The sequence below is a fragment of the Thalassospira sp. CH_XMU1420-2 genome (assembly GCF_037029325.1).
Taxonomy (GTDB): Bacteria; Pseudomonadota; Alphaproteobacteria; order Rhodospirillales; family Thalassospiraceae; genus Thalassospira; species Thalassospira povalilytica.
Genome location: NZ_JAYMEG010000001.1, coordinates 832049 through 849757, shown reverse-complemented (window position 1 = coordinate 849757; position 17709 = coordinate 832049). Strand labels below are relative to the sequence as shown.

Sequence of the window (17709 nt, the reverse complement as noted above, 5' to 3'; positions counted from 1 at the left end):
GAGAATGGTGCCTTTCTGTCAACGTGCGATCCGTCGGACTTGATATCTAGCCATCTGTCGAGATGGTCAAATCCTTGTATCGGGCGATTTCGTCCTGCATGCGGTTGAGTTTATCGGACACCAACTGATAGGCATCACTGCCCAACAGCAACTGCGCGGGCGGGTTATCCATTTTGACCAGTTCAAGCACGGCAAGCGCCAGCTTGTCGGGGTTGCCCAATTGTTTGCCACTTTTTTCCAGACGCGCCTTTCGGATCGGTTCGAACAGGGCGTCATAATCCGGGATTGACCGATCTGTTCGTACCATCGACCGCCCTGCCCAGTCGGTTCTGAATGAACCGGGACAAACCGCTGTGACATGCACACCAAAAGGTACCATTTCAGCGCGCATCACGTCTGAAATCCCCTGAAGGGCGAATTTGCTGCCACAGTAATAGGCAATACCCGGCATGGTTATCAGCCCACCCATGGACGTGATATTGACGATGGAACCGGAACGGCGTTGACGGAAACGCGGCAAGAATGCCTTGGCCACCGCAGTCGCACCAAAGACATTGACGTCAAACTGCCGACGCATTTCATCAAGCGGGGATTCTTCCAGAACGCCTTCATGGCCGTAGCCAGCGTTGTTGATCAAAACGTCAACAGGACCGAAATCATGTTCGGCCGTCGCGACAATGTCCGGAATGGCATCGAAATCGGTGACATCCATCTGCACCGGACAAAGACCGGGCAGTTCAGACTTCAGGTAAGCACGGGCGGCGTCCGAACGCACGGTGCCAATCACCATATGGCCTGCATCAAGGGCTGCTTTGGCGATGGCAAACCCGAAACCGGAATTGGCACCGGTTATGAAAAAGCGCTTGATCATAAGACGTGATCCTTTCATTGACTTGATAAGATGACAAATTGTCAAATGTTATCAAATCACGCTGAAATACACGCCATATACGCTAATTTTGATGCCTAATCCTATGAATGACCGCAATGACCGAACGCCCGACCGCCAACCTTGCCGAACTCGCCGCGGCACTTGCCCCCAAAGAGGGCTATAACCAGCAGCCGATCAAAGGCCTGCGCCTGTTGCGCAGTGAAAGCGTGCTGCACAATGTTCCGGTGCTGTATCAGCCCGGCGTCGTCTTTGTCTGTCAGGGCAGCAAACGCGGCATTCTTGATGGCGATGTCTTTGTATATGACGAGGACCATTATCTGGCCGTCGCGGTCCCTGTGCCTTTTCGCATGGAGTCTGCTGCCAGTCCGGAACGCCCATTGCTTGCCATATATCTTGATTTTGACATGCGGCTTTTGGCTGAAGTGATTGGCACGCTTGAACAGCACGGGGCGCAAAACACCGCGATGGCGGATGCCGAAACGCTGATCTCGACCAAAATAGATGGTGAAATACAGGATGTTCTGCGCAGGTTGCTGACCGCCCTGCAAAGCCCGGTCGAAACGGCCGTCCTCGGCGATGGCCTGTTGCGGGAATTGTATTTCCGCATTTTGAGCGGCCCGCAAGGCAGCAACATGATTGCGGCGCTGACCCAACGTGGCAACACAGGAAGGATTATGCGCAGTCTTGGCTATCTGCGCGAGAATTTCACCAAGCCGATATCGATTTCCGACCTGGCATCCCAAGCAGGGATGAGCGTGCCATCCTATCACGCACATTTTCGGCGGCTCCTTGGCAGCAGCCCCGGCCAATATATCAAATCCATGCGGCTTCATGAGGCACGCCTGTTGCTGGCACGCCAAGGCCAGACGGTTGCAGAGGTTGCCAACACGGTCGGTTATGTCAGCACGTCGCAATTCAGTCGGGAATTCAAACGCCACTTTGGCAAAACCGCATCCGAGGAAGTCAGATGGATGAAGCAGCATCTCGGGGAACTGCCGCACGATCATTCGCAAATACCTGCCGATTTCGATTGAGGGATCGGGACGGATCGCGGATTTTGGGATGATTTGCCGGGGTGGGTTTTGGGGGTTGTGCTGTGCTAATGGTCTGAGGCTGTTGGCCGGAGATGTGTGCGTGTTGCGTGCTTCACACCCAACCATTTGGAATAATACTTTTGGATAGTATTTTACCGTTGGTTACGGTAAAACTAATTTATAAAGAACAAAAGAGAATGAGGGAACGTCATGCGGTTCAGGCAGTCTGTGTTGGGCATAGCTGCATGTTTTTTTGCGTCCGTGTCCGGTGCCGACGCCAAACCGCCAGAACACATCCAGACCATCCGCATTCCGGTCAAACAGGCCGATATCGCGGGTGTGGACGCCTGTATCAACAGCGGGTCGGAAGACTGTCGGAAATGCCGGATTCCGGGGCAGTCGAACCTGTCACTGATGAATTACACATTGCTGCGCGAGGCCCTGACGGCCGGCGGGATCACAGCCGAGGTCGTACCGGTGCAGTCCCCCAATTCCGAACGCAGCCGCAAAATGATCCAGGCCGGCATTGCCGATGTCAAAACCGACTGGGTGTTCAATATTTCCCCTGCAGACGGGGCGCTTAAAACCGCCCCGCTGTTTCAGTCGGGCGAAATCGAAAAGGGCCTTTACGCCCGCCCGGGATTTATGGCGGATGATCTGCCGGAAACACTCGAAGATATCGGGACATTGCGCGCGGTCGGCATTCGCACCTGGCGACTGGACTGGCAGGTTCTTGAAAGCCTGCCGGTTGCAAGCCTGATCAGTGCGGCGACAACCAGACAGATGTTTTCGCTGATTGATGCCGGACGGGCCGATTTCACATTGCTTGAATTCTCGTCACAGGAAGATATGGGCCGCGAGATTGACGGGATTTGGCTTTACCCGATCACCGGCATCAAGGTGTCGCTGCCAGCCACCCAGCATTTCATGGTGTCTGACCAGCTTGATGATGCCGACAAAGTCGTTGCCGCACTCGATCGCGGGATCCGGGTGATGCGCGATAACGGCTTTATCCACCGCTGTCTGGTCAATAACGGCGTCATCAACCCGGCGGTCGAGAACTGGCACAACCTGAACAGCCCGCACGCAACGACCAAGCCCGCAGCCCCGGCCGTTTCCACCCAGTAGCCCCAAAGCCCTCCGCGAAAAAGCGAACAGGCCGTCGTATGGCTAGGCAAGCTTTGCTTTGCCTTGTCTAGCCTCCTTGCCTTCCCTTGCCCTTGCCCTTGCCGTTGCCGTTGCCGTTGCCGTTGCCGTTGCCGTTGCCGTTGCCGTTGCCGTTGCCGTGGCTTTCGGCATTTCCACGACCTTTGCAATCGCTTTTGTTCTCGTTCTGGCTCCGGCTATGTTCCCGGCCCGGCTTTTGCCGTGATGGAGCGGGGTTCGGGTCGGAGCCAGAGCTAGAGCTGGGGCTGGGGCCGGGGATGGGATGATGCGCGAGCTGGGGCTGGTGCCGTTGTGGTGCCAGTGCCTGCGTGACGCTGGCGCCGGAGCGAACGCAGCGGGCGTGATGCCTTGATCGCTGCGTTTGAGGGTCAGCCGATGGCTTTGGTCAGTTCGGGCGTCTTTGTTTGCTTGGGGCCATGTTGCTTAGGGCCATTTTGCTTCGGGCGGGAGCGACATCAGGATGGCTTCAGTATTGCCACCGGTCATCAGGCCAAAGCGCGTGCCGCGGTCGTGCAGCAGATTGAATTCGACATAGCGGCCACGTTTGACCAGCTGTGCCTGACGGTCTTCGTCGGTCCAGGGTTTGTTGTAATGGCGCGCCACCAGTTTCGGATAGATATCGCGAAACGCCTTGCCGACATCCTGGGTAAAGGCAAAGTCTGCATCCCAGTCGGCATCGAGATAATCATAGAAAATCCCGCCAACCCCGCGCGGTTCGTTGCGGTGCGGCAGCCAGAAATATTCATCGCACCATTTTTTGAAGCGGTCGTAATAATCATCGCCATGGTCATCGCAGGCGGCCTTGAGCGCACCGTGGAAATCGGCGGTGTCTTCGTCTTGCGGGAAGACCGGCGTCAGATCCGCCCCACCGCCAAACCATGCCTTGGTGGTGACGATATGACGGGTATTCATATGCACCGCCGGCACATGGGGCGAACAAGGATGGGCCACCAGCGAAATGCCCGCCGCCCAGAAATTCGGGTTTTCGGCCGCACCGGGAATTTCGGCACGGAATTTTTCGGAAAACTCGCCATGCACGGTCGAGATATTGACCCCGACCTTTTCAAACACCCGGCCCTTCATGACCGACATTTCACCACCGCCCTCGCCCGGGCCGCGTTCCCAGACCGTGCGTTCGAACCGCCCGGCCGGACGGTCCGACAGCGGTCCGGCATAGCTGTCTTCAAGCGCCTCGAAGCTGGCACAGATTTCATCGCGCAGCTGACGGAACCACGCCTTTGCGGTGTTCTTGCGGGTTTCGATCAGGGTTTCGTCCTTGCTGCTCATTACGTCCTCTTTGGAAAGCTGTTGGTCTGGCGGAGCGCTTCGCCCAGCGTCATCGCGGTTGCCATCGCCACATTGAGCGATCGCATTTCGGGCTGCATCGGGATCACCACCCGGGCATCGACATAGTTATGGACCTGATCGGGGACGCCTTTGCTTTCAGAGCCCAGCATCAGGATATCGTCAGGCCGGAATTCGAAATCGCAATAGGGTTCGGCCCCCTTGGTGGTCAGCAGAACCAGACGGCCCGGCACCGTGCCCTGATCGCGGGCTTCGACGAAGCTGCGCCAATCGGCATGGCGTATATAATCGGCCTTGCCAAGATAATCCATCCCGGCGCGTTTGAGGGCGGCCGAGGTCAGCAAAAATCCGCACGGTTCGATAATATCGACCGGCAATCCGAAACAGGCCGCCATGCGCAGGATTGTTCCGGTATTTTGCGGAATGTCGGGTTCAAATAAACAAATTCTCATGACGCACTTTTAGAATCGTTGGTGATCCGATGTCGAATCAGATCATTGAAGACATATAATTACCCGTTAATAGCCCTATTAGACTTTTTTGGAATAAGAAAAACCAAAGCGCCAAACCATTGGTTCGCAAGGCCCACGATACCCGCAAATACGCTAGGTTTTACCGAATTGTGCACCGCAAAACCAAATGATCTTATTGAATGCAAACAAATTGCAACTCCAAGTTCTCCTTAACAAACCGAATTTTTGTTAGTATGACGGAGCGGAAACAGGCCTAAAGGCTTTTAGTGACGTCATTGTTTGATTTTCATCAAGGGAATTCAAACGAGGATGTCCTAAGTCTTGCTTTTGGCAATCCACATGCCTGTTTTGGGGGCAGAAAGAGGGATAAATTATGTCGCAAACGGTGCATTCATCCGGCGATCACCAGCCGGACGAGAACCGCAGGGATTTCCTGACCTTGGCGACCACTGCCGTCGGTGTCGTTGGCACCGGTGTTGCGTTGTGGCCGTTCGTGGACAGCATGAACCCGTCCAAAGATGTTCTCGCACTTGCCTCGGTCGAGGTTAATCTGGCCAACATCCCGGTTGGTCAGGCCGTCAAGGTAATGTGGCGAGGCAAACCGGTCTTTATCCGCCATCGTACAGAGCGCGAAATCAATGAAGCCAACGAGGTTGCATTGAACGAGCTGGTCGATCCGCAGGCCGACGACGCGCGTGTCGAGAAAAAGGAATGGCTGATTGTTGTCGGCGTATGCACCCATCTGGGTTGCATCCCGATGGGCACCGCCACCGGGGAAGCCCGTGGCGATTATGATGGTTGGTACTGTCCGTGCCATGGCTCGCACTATGATACGTCGGGCCGTATCCGCCGTGGTCCTGCGCCGAAGAATCTTGAGGTGCCGACCTACACCTTCCTCACCGACACAACCGTCCGTATCGGCTAAGGAGCTGTATGATGAGCGCACCTCAATGGAATAACAAAGTGGTGAAATGGGTTGATGACCGTCTTCCGGTAATCTCCATGCTGCACCATTCCGCCTACGAATATCCGACCCCGAAAAACCTGTCTTATATGTGGAACTTCGGTTCCCTGGCGGGCTTTGTTCTGGTGACGATGATCCTTACCGGGGTTTTCCTGGTAATGAACTATACCCCGCATACCGATATGGCCTTTGAGTCGGTCGAGCGCATCATGCGTGATGTGAACCATGGCTGGCTGATCCGTTATATCCACATGAATGGCGCATCGATGTTCTTCATCTGTGTCTTCATCCATATTTTCCGTGGCCTGTATTACGGGTCTTACAAGGCGCCGCGCGAAGTGCTTTGGTGGATCGGCATCCTGATCCTTCTGGCGATGATGGCGACTGCTTTCATGGGTTATGTCCTGCCCTGGGGCCAGATGTCCTTCTGGGGTGCGACGGTTATTACCAACCTGTTCTCGGCCTTCCCGATCATTGGCGATCCGCTGGTGACGTGGCTTTGGGGCGGTTTCTCGGTTGATAACCCGACGCTGAACCGGTTCTTCTCGCTGCATTATCTGATGCCGTTCGTCATTCTGGGCCTTGTTGTCCTGCATGTCTGGGCGCTGCACAGTGTGCGGTCGAACAACCCGACCGGCGTTGAAATCAAAACCCCGCAAGACAGCATTCCTTTCCACCCGTATTACACGATCAAGGATCTGTTCGGGCTGGGCGTGTTCCTGATCTTCTTCTGTGCGTTTGTGTTCTTTGCACCGGATTACCTTGGCCACCCGGACAACTATATTCCGGCCAACCCGCTGGTAACCCCGCCGCACATCGTGCCGGAATGGTACTTCCTGCCGTTCTATGCGATCCTGCGTTCGATCGATTTCACCATCCTTGGCATCCCGGCAAAGCTGCTTGGTGTTCTGGCGATGTTTGCATCGATCGTCATCCTGTTCGTTATTCCGTGGCTTGATACCTCGAAGGTTCGCAGCTCGAAATTCCGTCCGGTTTACAAATGGTTCTTCTGGCTGTTTGTGATCGATACCTTCATCCTCGGCTATTGCGGGGCGAAGGCACCGGATGACTATTTCATGGGAATTCCGGGTCTTAAGGTTATCGTGATGGGTCAGCTTTCGACGCTGTATTACTTCGCGCATTTCCTTGTTGTGATGCCATTGGTCGGGAAGCTTGAAAGAACCAAACCGCTTCCGGCAAGCATCAGTGAGTCTGTTTTGAAGGAGGGTGCAAATGCGTAAGTTCGCACTGACCGCAATTGCTGCCGCCTTCGCGGTAACTGCATTCACCGGTAACGCAGCCAAGGCTGCCGGGGACGCCCCGGTACCGCCGTCACAGGACTGGAGCTGGAAGGGTCTGTTTGGCACGTATGATCGTGCTCAGCTGCAACGTGGTTTCCAGGTCTATAAAAACGTTTGTGCGGGCTGTCACAGCCTGCGGTTCATTGCCTTCCGCAACCTTGAAGGCATTGGATTTAACGAAGACCAGATCAAGGCGATTGCGGCGGAATATGACATTGAAGACGGTCCGAATGACGATGGTGACATGTTTACCCGTCCGGGCAAGCCGTCGGATTATTTCCCGTCTCCGTTCCCGAACGAAAAGGCTGCGGCTGCTTCGAACGGCGGGGCAATTCCGCCTGATCTGTCCCTGATGACCAAAGCACGTGTCGCGGGGCCGGACTATGTGTTCGCGCTTCTGACCGGTTACGAGGAAGAAGCCCCGGAAGGGTTCGATCTTTCCGATGGCAAATCCTATAACCACTATTTCCCGGGCCACCAGATTTCCATGGCACCGCCGCTTTATGATGAAGCGGTCGAATATACCGATGGAACCCCGGCAACCCTGGAACAGCATGCACGCGACGTTGTTGCCTTCCTGAACTGGACGGCACAGCCGGAACTTGAAGCCCGCAAGGAGCTTGGCCTTAAGGTCATCCTGTTCCTGATCGTGCTGACGGCGATGTTGTATGCGGTGAAACGCAAAATCTGGCGCGATATCGAACATTAAGTTCGGTCATCTGCCCAAGACCTTTGAACAGGCCATCCGTCGTTCGGATGGCCTGTTTGTTTTTGCGCATCTGATGCGCAATCATGGTAATTGACCGCGCTTATACCATGCCATTGAATGGCGTTTGGCATCGAGCCCGCCCCAATGAAAGCGCCCCAGCATGACCAGTGATCAATTCGCCCTTTATTTTCTGGCAGTCTTTATCGCCACCCTGACCCCCGGCCCGGCCATCATGCTGGGCATTACCAACAGCATCCGGTTCGGCCCGCGTGCGTCGCTGATCGGGGCGCTGGGCTGTGTGACGGGGACCGGGCTTATGGGGTTGTTATCCGCACTGGGTCTGGGCGCGCTGATCATGACATCGGGCGTGCTGTTTTCGATCATCCATTATGTCGGCGCGGCCTATCTGATCTGGCTGGGCATCAAGTTCTGGCGCGACAGCAGACTGCCCGCCGTCGAAGGGGTCAACAGCACCGAACCCAAACGCGCGCCGGGTATCTTGCGCCTTTATGTTCAGGGTTTCATCGTTTCGGCAAGCAATCCCAAGGCCATTGCGTTCTTTACCGCGCTGTTCCCGTTATTCATTGACCATAATGCGCCGCTGATTTCGCAATTTGCCATCATGGATACGACATTTGTCATCATGTCGTTTTCATCGATCATGGCCTATTCGATGTTTGCCGCCCGGTCACGCCAGTTCCTGACCGGGAATGGCAAGAAATGGTTCCAGCGCATTTCAGGCAGCATCTTTGTCAGTTTCGGGATCGGGCTTGCGGTTTCGGCGCGCTAGGCCGAGACAGCCAATGCGGGCACGGGCAACAGCAGAGCGAACCGGCACCTAGTAGGCGAAATAATCGACAACCAGCCGGTCTATTTCGCCCTGGTTGCGCATGTCAGCCAGGGCCTTGTCGAGGTCATCGGCGAACTGATCGCGCCAGGGCCACTGATTATCCGGGTCCGGGCCATAGGCGACAAAGCCGAATTCCTGCCCGATGATGGCGGTTTCGTTGAACAGGCGCGCCATGTTCTTGTCGATGGCAAGTTCGCGCATTCCCGCCAGAATGGCCATGCGTTCATTGACATAGCAATCAACCCGCCCGGCCATCAGAAAACGCAGGTTGCTGGCGGTTGTGTTGGCTTCTTCAAGGGTGATGTCACCGGCATCGACCATGTCAAAGAATGCCTCGCCCGCCAGTCGATAGCCGGCATTATTGGCAAAACGGGCATCCTTGAAATCGCGCGGAAAGACTTTGAGATCGTGGCTGTGCGCGTAATCATTGCTGCACAGGACGACGACCGTTTCACGCAGGATCGGGATCGAATAGCGGTCAATCCAGTCGCGGTCCTTGCGCGCATAGGGCGGGAAAAACCCCATGATCTTGCCATCCTTGAGCAATTCCATGCCACGGCGAAACGGCACGCTGACAATATCAAGATGATATTGCGGCATTCTGGCGAAGGCCTTTTTGAGGATGCGCACATAGATGCCTTCGGCGCCGGTTCCGTCAAAATAGGCATAGGGACGGTTGCTGTCTTCGGCATAAAGGGTGATGGTGCGCGGAATATTGCTGCTTTGGACCGGCTCGGCGCGGGCGCAAAGCGATGTGGTCAGCACAGCCCCGACCAGCATGCACCCCGTAAAGCGGACAGCATTTTGCACAGCATTTCTGAAATTCATACCCCTATTATGGGGGAAGACTGCACGGGTCTGTCAATTGTCATGAGGTAACAGATCATTGCAGATCAATGCCGATCATTGCCGATCCGGGCGCCAAACCGGCCCGGACATCATGCGGGCTTGTCGGTCCGATCCGTAAGCCGCGCATCATCGGCCGCGTCGGCGGCATCGACCCTGGCGGACCGCGATGACAGGACGTGGTCCTTTTGATGCTGGTGATTGCCTTCGGCCGGGCGAAGGGGCGGTACGGTTACCGGAATGTGGACCAGACGGCGCTTGCGCGACGGGGTGCCGGTGCTGGCATAAAGCTGTTTGCCGGCTTCGACGATCGAGACACCGGCAAAGGCCTTGAACAGGCGCGATCCGATATTTTCAAACAGCTGCGACCAGCGCAGGAACAGGCGGCGCTGGGTCGGTGGCAGGAACAGCGCGCGGCTGTGCTGGACCGGCAGGAACATGTTTTCGCGCATCAGGTTTTGCAATTGGGACACGCTATAGGGATGGCCATAACCAAACGGCGTCTTTTCCGACCAGGACCAAAGCGAGCTTCGGTTCGGAGTCACGACCACGATCCGGCCATTGGGCGTCAAGACCCGCCAGCATTCGCGCATCAGACGGCGCATGGAATCGGAATGTTCGACCAGATGGACCAGCAGAATGCGATCAACCGAACTGTCCGGCAGCGGCAGCATGGTTTCTTCGGTCAGGGCGACACGGTTTTCTTCGTCCACGGGCCAGTGCACGCAGCCCTGACGGGCGGGCATGAAGGCCATGACGCGTTCGGCCTCGCCGATAAAGGGGCGCAGATAGGGAGTGGCATAGCCAAAGCCCAGCACCCGCATGCCCCGCACATCCGACCACATGACACGCAGGCGCCTGCGGATCAGGCGACGGGCGGCCTGACCGATACTGCTGGCATAAAAACGGTGAAGATCAACGACATCCTGCGGCATTCGGTAAACCTATCATCCCCTTTGCGGCACGGAAACATCTTTGCAGACAGTTCGGTCCCGACCCTAGCATAGAATGTCAAAATCTTTGGATTTTGGGTGATTGTTTCAAGACAGTCCTTGCTGATAGTCTTGGGGCAATTACACAAATTCAGTGCAGAGGTACGCCATGGCCGCGGGCGAAGTGATCGTTATTCCGTGTCTTTCAGACAATTACACCTATCTTGTGCGCTGTCATTACAGCGACGTCACCGCCGTGATTGATCCGGGCGAAGCAGCCCCGGTGATTGCCGCCCTTGAGGAACGGGGCTGGAACCTTGATCTGGTGATCAATACCCATCACCACCATGACCATATTGGCGGCAATGGCGAACTGATTGAAAAATACGGGGCGAAGCTTTTGGGTCCGGCGGCGGAAAGTGCGCGCATCCCGAATATGGATGAAACATGCGCCGAGGGGGATCAGGTTCTGATCGGGGATCTCAAGGGGCGGGTCTTTGACGTTCCGGGCCATACCAGCGGCCATATCGCGTTTTATTTTCCGGCGGTTACTGCGCTGTTTTCGGGTGACAGCCTGTTTGCGCTGGGCTGCGGGCGGTTGTTTGAAGGCACACCGGCACAGATGTGGGATTCTCTTTGCAAGTTCCGTGATCTTCCGGGCAGCACCCAGGTCTATTGCGGGCATGAATATACCCAGTCCAATGCGCGCTTTGCCAAAACCATCGAACCGGACAATCCGATCCTGATTGCACGCTGTCAGGATATTGACGGGCTGCGCGCGCGCAATTTGCCGACCATTCCGTCGCGTCTGGATGTCGAGCTTGCGACCAACCCGTTCCTGCGGGCTGATGAGCCGTCGGTTGCCGCAGCAATCGGCATGAGCGGCCAAAGCCCGGTCGATATCTTTGCCGAAATCCGCAAGCGCAAGGACAGTTTCTAGGATCAGGGTCTGGGTCTGGGGCCGGGTCTGGGTCCGGGGTTATTGCATCTGCTTGAACAGGACATTCTGATCAAGCAGATAGCGCGAGAATAAAGGCAGGCTTGCCGCCCCGATGGCACGCGCGGCACTGCCGACCTGGCCCTGTTCGATATGGGGTCGTTCGATGCCCTGAAGGTCAAGGTCGCTGGTGGCCGCCCGGGTTGCCGCGACCAGCCGGGCACAGACATCGGGCGGAAAGCCGCCATCGACAATCACCGCTTCGAAATCGATCACCGAACAGACCGAGGTAATGGCGATTGCCAGACTGCGTGCGGTGTGGCTGATCCAGATATCAAGGGTTTCGCCCAGCGTGTTCCAGTAGTCCGGATCGCGCCACAGCATGGCGGGATCGCGGCCGTCGCGGGTCAGCATATCTTCAAGCACAAAGATCGATGCCTGATCGATCAGCTGGCTGGGATGGCCGCTGCGCGAGGAAACGGGCATTGATCCGAAAGCCCCGGCATTGCCGGTACGCCCGGCATAAAGCGCCTGATTAAGCACCACGCCACCGCCGATAAACGATCCGATAAAGAAATAGGCAAAGTCGGCATAGTTCGGCCCAAGGCCAAAGACCAGTTCGGCCCCGCAGGCCGCGGTTGCGTCATTTTGCTGAAAGACCGGGAATGGCACGATGGCACCGATGGTGTCGATCAGATCGACTTCGCGCCAGGCATTCATGTCTTCGACCGGGGCGCCAACTTCATCAACCCAGTTCCAGAGTTCAAACGGGGCGGCAATGCCGATCCCGGCAATGCGGTTGCGCTGATCCGTGCCAAGACCGGCGGTGATGCGATCAATCGAGTCCCGGACAAATTGGCGGATGCCATCGGGGGTCGGGTATTTATAGGCTTCCTTGAGCGACGCCCGCACGGTGCCGACAAAATCCAGAAGGATCAGTTCGGCACTGCGCCGGCCGATCTTCAGACCATAAGAAAATACCCCGTCAGGATTAAGCGCCATCGGAACTTTGGGTTTGCCGACCTTGCCGCGGACCGGGGTGCCGCGTTTGAGCAACCCGTCCTTTTCAAGGGCGCGCATGATCACGGAAACCGTCTGGGCCGAAAGCCCCGAAAGCCTTGCAATATCGGCCTTCGACAGACCGGCATTGCGGCGGACCAGCGACAGGACAAGCCGTTCATTATAGGCGCGTACACGCAGCTGATTGGCGCCACCGCCCGGATGCAGCGGACGTGCTGCCTGATCTTCCGCCCCTGTTTGATCGGGGCTGGTCGATATGGTTTGCGTCATCTGGTCCTCCCACTCGGGTCCTTTAATGCCCGATTGCGGTTCAGAGTGACAGGATTAATTAATAAATCAACCGGATTTATTAATTGACAGCCCCGCCGGATTGGTGTGTGCTAGGCGGCAGACAGGTTGAAGGCCCTGAAGAAAATGCGCGCCACGATCTGTTGGAAAACAAATGGTGCTGGTCGAAACCGATCAGCCATTCAGGTTCATCCCTGGGAGGAAACACATGAAAAAAGCACTTCTTGGCGCAACCCTTGGTGCGCTTGCTCTTGGCCTTTCGGCCGCCCCCAATGCGGCACAGGCTGCCGATATCGGGGCCTGCCTGATCACCAAAACCGACATCAACCCGTTCTTTGTCAAAATGAAAGAAGGGGCTTCGGCCAAGGCCGAGGAACTCGGCATCGATCTTTCGACCTATGCCGGGAAAATCGATGGCGACCATGAAACACAGGTCCAGGCCATCGAGTCCTGCATTGCATCGGGGGCCAAGGGTATTCTTCTGACCGCATCGGACACCAAGGCGATTGTGCCGGTGGTCAAAAAGGCCCGGGATGCCGGGCTGCTTGTGATTGCGCTTGATACGCCGCTTGAACCGATCGATGCGGCCGATGCGACCTTTGCCACCGACAATTTCAAGGCAGGCGAGCTGATTGGTCAGTGGGCGGCGGCCAAACTGGGCGACAAGGCAAGTGATGCGAAAATCGCGCTGCTTGATCTGTCGCCAAGTGCGCCGTCGGTCGATGTCTTGCGCGATCAGGGCTTCATGAAAGGTTTCGGGATCGACATCAAGGACCCCAACAAGATCGGGGACGAGGATGACGCCCGGATCGTTGGTCACGACGTGACCAGCGGCAATGAGGAAGGTGGCCGCAAAGCCATGGAAAACCTTATGCAACGCGACCCGGATATCAATGTTGTCTATACGATCAACGAACCGGCCGCGGCGGGTGCCTATGAGGCGCTCAAGGCATTTGGCATGGAAGAAGGCGTTCTGATTGTTTCGGTCGATGGCGGCTGCCCGGGTGTGGCCAACGTCAAGGATGGCGTGATTGGTGCGACCTCCCAGCAATATCCGCTTCTGATGGCGTCCAAGGGAATCGAAGCAATCAAGGCATGGGCGGATAGCGGTGAAAAACCGCAGAATTCGCAGGGCCTGAACTTCTATAACACCGGCGTCAATCTTGTGACCGACCAGCCTGTTGACGGTGTGCCGTCAATCAGCGTTGCCGAGGGCACGGATCGCTGCTGGGGTTAAGGATCCCTTCCGCTTCGAAGGAGGGCGGCAAGAAGTTCGCCCTCCTTGTCCCACTTTAGATTACACTTGGTCGACATCCGCAAACCAAACCGGTCATCAGAACCGGACGGGTGACTTCCGGGCCGTGCGCGCACCCTGCCCCGCACAGACCCGAACCAGGTCGGGAGGAACAGATGAGCGATACAGCTCAGTCGTCACGCAAAAAACAGGATTTCGAGCAGTCGCTTGAATCCAGTGACCGCTCCATTGCAACATTCGAACACAAATCACGCAGCCTGTTTGACAATGTGCAGCATTTCCTGCACGGCAACCCGACGATGGTACCGGTGATCGTTCTGATCGCGTCCATCGTGATTTTCGGCTTTGTTGCAGGCAGCAAATTCTTTTCACCCTTTAACCTGTCGCTGATCATGCAGCAGGTCTCGATCATCGGGATTCTGGCCGCGGCACAAAGCCTTGTCATCCTGACCGCGGGCATCGATCTTTCGGTCGGGGCGATCATGGTTCTGATGTCGGTGATCATGGGCCAGCTTGCCATTACCCTTGGCGTGCCCGCCCCGATTGCGATCATTGCGGGCTGTATCGGCGGGATTGCGGCCGGGGGGCTTAACGGCTTTCTGGTCACCCGGATCAAGTTGCCACCGTTCATCGTCACACTGGGCACCTGGAATATTTTCTTTGCGCTTAATCTGTGGCTTTCGGGCGCGCAGTCGATCCGCAGCCAGACGCTTGATGAAATTGCCCCGCTTTTGAAATTCTTTGGCGAAAGCATCGCGCTTGGCGGGGCACGCATCACCTATGGGTCGATCCTGATGCTGGTGATTTTCGGGGTGCTTTGGTACATCCTGAACCATACCAGCTGGGGGCGGCATGTTTATGCGATTGGCGATGACAAGGAAGCCGCCGAGCTTTCGGGCATTCGCACCAACCGCACCCTGATCATGGTTTATGGTCTGGCCGGGCTTGTATGCGGCATCGGGGCATGGGCATCGATCGGACGGGTCGGATCGGTTTCACCACAAAGCTTTCAGGAAGCCAATCTTCAATCGATTACCGCAGTTGTGATTGGCGGCATCTCGCTGTTTGGCGGGCGCGGATCAATCATCGGTCCGCTGATCGGGGCGTTGATTGTTGGCGTGTTCAATTCCGGGCTTCGTCTCGCGGGGGTGGATGTTCTGTGGCAGGTCTTTGCCATTGGCTGGCTGACCATCATTGCCGTGGCCATTGACCAGTGGATCAGAAAGGTGTCGTCATGAGCAACACAGCAAAACCGGTTCTTCGGGCACGCGGGATTGTCAAACGCTATGGCCGGGTAACCGCACTTGATCATGCCGATTTCGATCTTTATCCCGGCGAGGTTCTTGCCGTTATCGGCGATAACGGGGCGGGGAAATCATCGCTGATCAAGGCGCTTTCAGGGGCGATCACGATTGATGAAGGCAGCATCGAACTTGATGGCAAGCCAATCGGTTTCACATCACCGATGGAGGCCCGCGAAGCCGGGATCGAGACGGTTTATCAGAACCTTGCGCTGTCGCCGGCCCTGTCGATTGCCGATAACATGTTCATGGGGCGCGAGCTTCGCAAGAAAGGCTTCATGGGCAAATATTTCGGGGCACTTGATCACAAGGAAATGCAACGGCTGGCACGTGAAAAGCTGTCCGAGCTTGGCCTGATGACCATTCAGAACATCAACCAGGCGGTCGAGACCCTTTCTGGGGGGCAACGCCAGGGGGTTGCGGTCGCGCGGGCAGCGGCATTCGGATCGCGCGTCGTGATCATGGATGAACCGACCGCCGCGCTGGGTGTGAAGGAAAGCCGGCGTGTGCTTGATCTGATTGCCGATGTGAAGGCGCGCGGCATGCCGATTGTGCTGATTTCGCACAATATGCCCCATGTGTTCGAGGTCGCGGACCGCATTCACGTCCATCGGCTGGGCAAACGGCTTTGCACCATCAAACCCGATGATTACAGCATGTCCGATGCGGTTGCCTTCATGACCGGGGCCATGGAACCACCCGCAGCGGATGCCGCTACCTGATCCGATGATGGCTGACTCGACACTGATATGACACCGAACCGGGCGGGGCAGGATGGCCCAAGGCAGCCCCCCTGCCCCGCCCGTTCAACCGCAAAAACCCACAAGACATCAATTCCAGAAGACCCAACCCAGATGACACCCGACATTGACGAACTGGCGGCGATGATCCGCGCACAACAAACTGATGATCAGCGCATCCTGGTTGCGATCATCGGGGCACCAGCATCGGGCAAATCACATTTGTCCGACCGGCTTTATCACCATCTGGGGGGTGATGAAGCCGGTGCTGCTGTTGTGCCGATGGACGGTTTTCATTTTGATGATGCGATCCTGAAACAGCGCGGGCTGTTATCGCGCAAGGGCGCGCCGCACACCTTTGATGTCGGGGGCTTGAAACGCATCCTGCTTGCGCTGCGTGATAGCCCAGATGAAGAGATCTATGTGCCGGTTTTTGACCGCGCACTTGAAATATCACGCGGATCGGCACGCGCCATTTCGCCGCGCCACCGCATCATTCTGGTCGAAGGCAATTACCTGTTGCTTGATCAGGAACCATGGAACGGGCTTCACGGGCTTTTTGATCTGTCGGTATTTCTTGAAGTGCCTGAAGAAACCCTGCGCGCACGCCTGATTGACCGGTGGCAGGGCCTTGGCTTTGACCATCAATCGGCAATCACCAAAGCCGAGCATAATGATCTGCCCAATGCCTTGACGGTTGCCAGATCCAGCAAACCGGCAACCATCACAATCACAAACGTGTAATAAAATCCCCGTCAAGCAGGATACCGGTCAGCCAGTCGGTTACGGCGCGGACTTGGGGCAGATGGCGTTTTTCCTGATGGGTTAGAAGCCAGACTTCGCGACCGGTCGGGTGATATGTATCGAGGCATCTGAGAAAGTCGATGCGATCCCCGACGCATCGGGGCAAAAGGGCGCAACAGGCATGCCCCGTCATCATAGAAACCATGATCGATCCGCGATTGGCATAGCCGATGACCGTCCGGTCGGGGAAATGATCGGCCAGCCATTTTTGTTCGGGCTTGTCGGCAAAGAATTCGTCAAGGTCGATCCATGGCAGGGTTTGCGGATCCATCGCAGTTGCCGGCAATCCGTTCGGATTGCAATAGATGCCATATTCAAGATAACCGAGCTTGCGGATATGAAACGCCCCGCTATCGGGTCGGGCCAGGCGGATGGCGATATCGGTTTCACGTTGTGGCAGGCTGAGATTGCGGTTGGCCCCGATCAGTTCCAAAGCAATTTTCGGAAAGCGTCGATGCAGATCGGCGATATGCGGGGCGACGCAATCTTGTAAAATCGCATCAACCCCGGTCAGGCGCACAATGCCGCCAACAGCCCCGTCAGCCTGGTCGGAAACCGGATCGCGTGTCAGCAAATCCGATACCGTGTCCTGCATGTGTTGGGCGGTTTGCAACAGGACCTGCGCACGGGCGGTTGGTGCCAGCGCACGACCATCCCGGTGCAAAATGGCATAGCCCACCCATTCTTCCAGCCGGGCAATGCGGCGCGCCACCGTCGTCTGGTTCACCCCGAGTTCACGGGCAGCGGCACTCATATTCCCGGCCTGACAGACATGGGCAAAGGTCCGCAATCCTTCCCAATCAAGTGACATCACACATTCCATTCATCTGCATTTTTGCAGATTATAATCGAAATATTGCCGATGGATAATGCAATTTCGCAGAGACATGA

The 17709-nt window shown here is 56.4% G+C and carries 19 protein-coding genes; 12 read left to right on the top strand and 7 right to left on the bottom strand.

What is annotated here, in order from left to right:
- Positions 1–46: 46 nt before the first annotated feature.
- Positions 47–871: an oxidoreductase gene (locus WA429_RS03820; RefSeq protein ID WP_287466810.1), complete on the bottom strand. Its 825-nt coding sequence runs from the start codon at positions 869–871 to the stop codon at positions 47–49.
- Positions 872–987: 116 nt separating this feature from the next.
- Between WA429_RS03820 and WA429_RS03815 the strand changes: the two genes are divergently transcribed.
- The 3 genes from WA429_RS03815 to WA429_RS03805 all read left to right on the top strand — a co-directional run bounded on the left by WA429_RS03815 (position 988) and on the right by WA429_RS03805 (position 3298).
- Positions 988–1926, top strand: coding sequence for an AraC family transcriptional regulator (locus WA429_RS03815; RefSeq protein WP_287466809.1), 939 nt, complete (start codon positions 988–990; stop codon positions 1924–1926).
- 261 nt (positions 1927–2187) lie between these two features.
- Positions 2188–3054: a hypothetical protein gene (locus WA429_RS03810; RefSeq protein ID WP_287466808.1), complete on the top strand. Its 867-nt coding sequence runs from the start codon at positions 2188–2190 to the stop codon at positions 3052–3054.
- Positions 3055–3130: 76 nt separating this feature from the next.
- Complete coding sequence (locus tag WA429_RS03805) at positions 3131–3298, top strand: hypothetical protein (protein WP_287466807.1); 168 nt, start codon at positions 3131–3133, stop codon at positions 3296–3298.
- A 218-nt stretch (positions 3299–3516) separates the two neighbouring features.
- On the opposite strand, the gene hemF is transcribed toward WA429_RS03805, so the two are convergent.
- Both hemF and WA429_RS03795 read right to left on the bottom strand, forming a co-directional pair.
- On the bottom strand, positions 3517–4380 hold the full coding sequence (gene hemF, locus WA429_RS03800) for an oxygen-dependent coproporphyrinogen oxidase (protein WP_287466806.1): 864 nt from the start codon (positions 4378–4380) through the stop codon (positions 3517–3519).
- The gene (locus WA429_RS03795; RefSeq protein WP_068518323.1) at positions 4380–4850 is read right to left on the bottom strand and encodes a tRNA (cytidine(34)-2'-O)-methyltransferase; all 471 of its coding nucleotides are present in this window, start codon (positions 4848–4850) and stop codon (positions 4380–4382) included. Before WA429_RS03795 ends, hemF begins: the two co-directional genes overlap by 1 nt.
- 394 nt (positions 4851–5244) lie before the next feature.
- Here WA429_RS03795 and petA point away from each other — a divergent pair, with 394 nt between their 5' ends.
- From petA to WA429_RS03775, 4 genes are all read left to right on the top strand, one after another.
- The gene (gene petA, locus WA429_RS03790; protein WP_068518324.1) at positions 5245–5796 is read left to right on the top strand and encodes a ubiquinol-cytochrome c reductase iron-sulfur subunit; all 552 of its coding nucleotides are present in this window, start codon (positions 5245–5247) and stop codon (positions 5794–5796) included.
- 8 nt (positions 5797–5804) lie between these two features.
- Entirely contained in the window at positions 5805–7076 is a 1272-nt protein-coding gene (locus WA429_RS03785) for a cytochrome b (protein ID WP_287466805.1), read from the top strand.
- Complete coding sequence (locus WA429_RS03780; RefSeq protein ID WP_068518326.1) at positions 7069–7845, top strand: cytochrome c1; 777 nt, start codon at positions 7069–7071, stop codon at positions 7843–7845. The genes WA429_RS03785 and WA429_RS03780 overlap by 8 nt, the downstream gene beginning before the upstream one ends.
- Before the next feature lie 160 nt (positions 7846–8005).
- Positions 8006–8635 carry a LysE family translocator gene (locus WA429_RS03775; protein WP_101245578.1) on the top strand — a complete coding sequence of 210 codons (630 nt, stop codon included), beginning with the start codon at positions 8006–8008 and terminating at the stop codon, positions 8633–8635.
- A 48-nt stretch (positions 8636–8683) separates the two neighbouring features.
- Here the strand turns inward: WA429_RS03775 and WA429_RS03770 are convergent, their stop codons facing one another.
- Positions 8684–9505 (bottom strand): substrate-binding periplasmic protein, encoded by an 822-nt coding sequence (locus WA429_RS03770; protein WP_206926862.1) that lies wholly within the window; start codon positions 9503–9505, stop codon positions 8684–8686.
- 128 nt (positions 9506–9633) lie between these two features.
- Complete coding sequence (locus tag WA429_RS03765; RefSeq protein WP_287466804.1) at positions 9634–10476, bottom strand: methyltransferase domain-containing protein; 843 nt, start codon at positions 10474–10476, stop codon at positions 9634–9636.
- 166 nt (positions 10477–10642) lie between these two features.
- Between WA429_RS03765 and gloB the strand changes: the two genes are divergently transcribed.
- Entirely contained in the window at positions 10643–11413 is a 771-nt protein-coding gene (gene gloB / locus WA429_RS03760) for a hydroxyacylglutathione hydrolase (protein WP_101245576.1), read from the top strand.
- Between the two features lie 39 nt (positions 11414–11452).
- Here the strand turns inward: gloB and WA429_RS03755 are convergent, their stop codons facing one another.
- Positions 11453–12700: an ROK family transcriptional regulator gene (locus tag WA429_RS03755; RefSeq protein ID WP_082817767.1), complete on the bottom strand. Its 1248-nt coding sequence runs from the start codon at positions 12698–12700 to the stop codon at positions 11453–11455.
- Between the two features lie 226 nt (positions 12701–12926).
- Between WA429_RS03755 and WA429_RS03750 the strand changes: the two genes are divergently transcribed.
- From WA429_RS03750 to WA429_RS03735, 4 genes are all read left to right on the top strand, one after another.
- A complete protein-coding gene (locus WA429_RS03750) occupies positions 12927–13955 on the top strand; it encodes a sugar ABC transporter substrate-binding protein (RefSeq protein ID WP_068518330.1) in 1029 nt (342 codons plus the stop codon).
- 173 nt (positions 13956–14128) lie between these two features.
- Complete coding sequence (locus WA429_RS03745; protein WP_068518331.1) at positions 14129–15211, top strand: ABC transporter permease; 1083 nt, start codon at positions 14129–14131, stop codon at positions 15209–15211.
- Positions 15208–15996 carry an ATP-binding cassette domain-containing protein gene (locus WA429_RS03740; protein ID WP_114112953.1) on the top strand — a complete coding sequence of 263 codons (789 nt, stop codon included), beginning with the start codon at positions 15208–15210 and terminating at the stop codon, positions 15994–15996. Before WA429_RS03745 ends, WA429_RS03740 begins: the two co-directional genes overlap by 4 nt.
- A 132-nt stretch (positions 15997–16128) precedes the next feature.
- Complete coding sequence (locus WA429_RS03735) at positions 16129–16758, top strand: nucleoside triphosphate hydrolase (protein WP_068518333.1); 630 nt, start codon at positions 16129–16131, stop codon at positions 16756–16758.
- On the opposite strand, the gene WA429_RS03730 is transcribed toward WA429_RS03735, so the two are convergent.
- Entirely contained in the window at positions 16745–17629 is an 885-nt protein-coding gene (locus tag WA429_RS03730) for a LysR family transcriptional regulator (protein WP_287466803.1), read from the bottom strand. The two genes, WA429_RS03735 and WA429_RS03730, sit on opposite strands and share 14 nt — an antisense overlap.
- Positions 17630–17709: the final 80 nt, after the last annotated feature.

Coding starts and splice junctions, on each gene's coding strand:
- WA429_RS03820 (WP_287466810.1), bottom strand. CDS start 871: ATGATCAAGCGCTTTTTCATAACCGGTGCCAATTCCGGTTTCGGGTTT.
- WA429_RS03815 (WP_287466809.1), top strand. CDS start 988: ATGACCGAACGCCCGACCGCCAACCTTGCCGAACTCGCCGCGGCACTT.
- hemF (WP_287466806.1), bottom strand. CDS start 4,380: ATGAGCAGCAAGGACGAAACCCTGATCGAAACCCGCAAGAACACCGCA.
- WA429_RS03795 (WP_068518323.1), bottom strand. CDS start 4,850: ATGAGAATTTGTTTATTTGAACCCGACATTCCGCAAAATACCGGAACA.
- petA (WP_068518324.1), top strand. CDS start 5,245: ATGTCGCAAACGGTGCATTCATCCGGCGATCACCAGCCGGACGAGAAC.
- WA429_RS03785 (WP_287466805.1), top strand. CDS start 5,805: ATGATGAGCGCACCTCAATGGAATAACAAAGTGGTGAAATGGGTTGAT.
- WA429_RS03780 (WP_068518326.1), top strand. CDS start 7,069: ATGCGTAAGTTCGCACTGACCGCAATTGCTGCCGCCTTCGCGGTAACT.
- WA429_RS03775 (WP_101245578.1), top strand. CDS start 8,006: ATGACCAGTGATCAATTCGCCCTTTATTTTCTGGCAGTCTTTATCGCC.
- WA429_RS03765 (WP_287466804.1), bottom strand. CDS start 10,476: ATGCCGCAGGATGTCGTTGATCTTCACCGTTTTTATGCCAGCAGTATC.
- gloB (WP_101245576.1), top strand. CDS start 10,643: ATGGCCGCGGGCGAAGTGATCGTTATTCCGTGTCTTTCAGACAATTAC.
- WA429_RS03755 (WP_082817767.1), bottom strand. CDS start 12,700: ATGACGCAAACCATATCGACCAGCCCCGATCAAACAGGGGCGGAAGAT.
- WA429_RS03750 (WP_068518330.1), top strand. CDS start 12,927: ATGAAAAAAGCACTTCTTGGCGCAACCCTTGGTGCGCTTGCTCTTGGC.
- WA429_RS03745 (WP_068518331.1), top strand. CDS start 14,129: ATGAGCGATACAGCTCAGTCGTCACGCAAAAAACAGGATTTCGAGCAG.
- WA429_RS03740 (WP_114112953.1), top strand. CDS start 15,208: ATGAGCAACACAGCAAAACCGGTTCTTCGGGCACGCGGGATTGTCAAA.
- WA429_RS03735 (WP_068518333.1), top strand. CDS start 16,129: ATGACACCCGACATTGACGAACTGGCGGCGATGATCCGCGCACAACAA.
- WA429_RS03730 (WP_287466803.1), bottom strand. CDS start 17,629: ATGTCACTTGATTGGGAAGGATTGCGGACCTTTGCCCATGTCTGTCAG.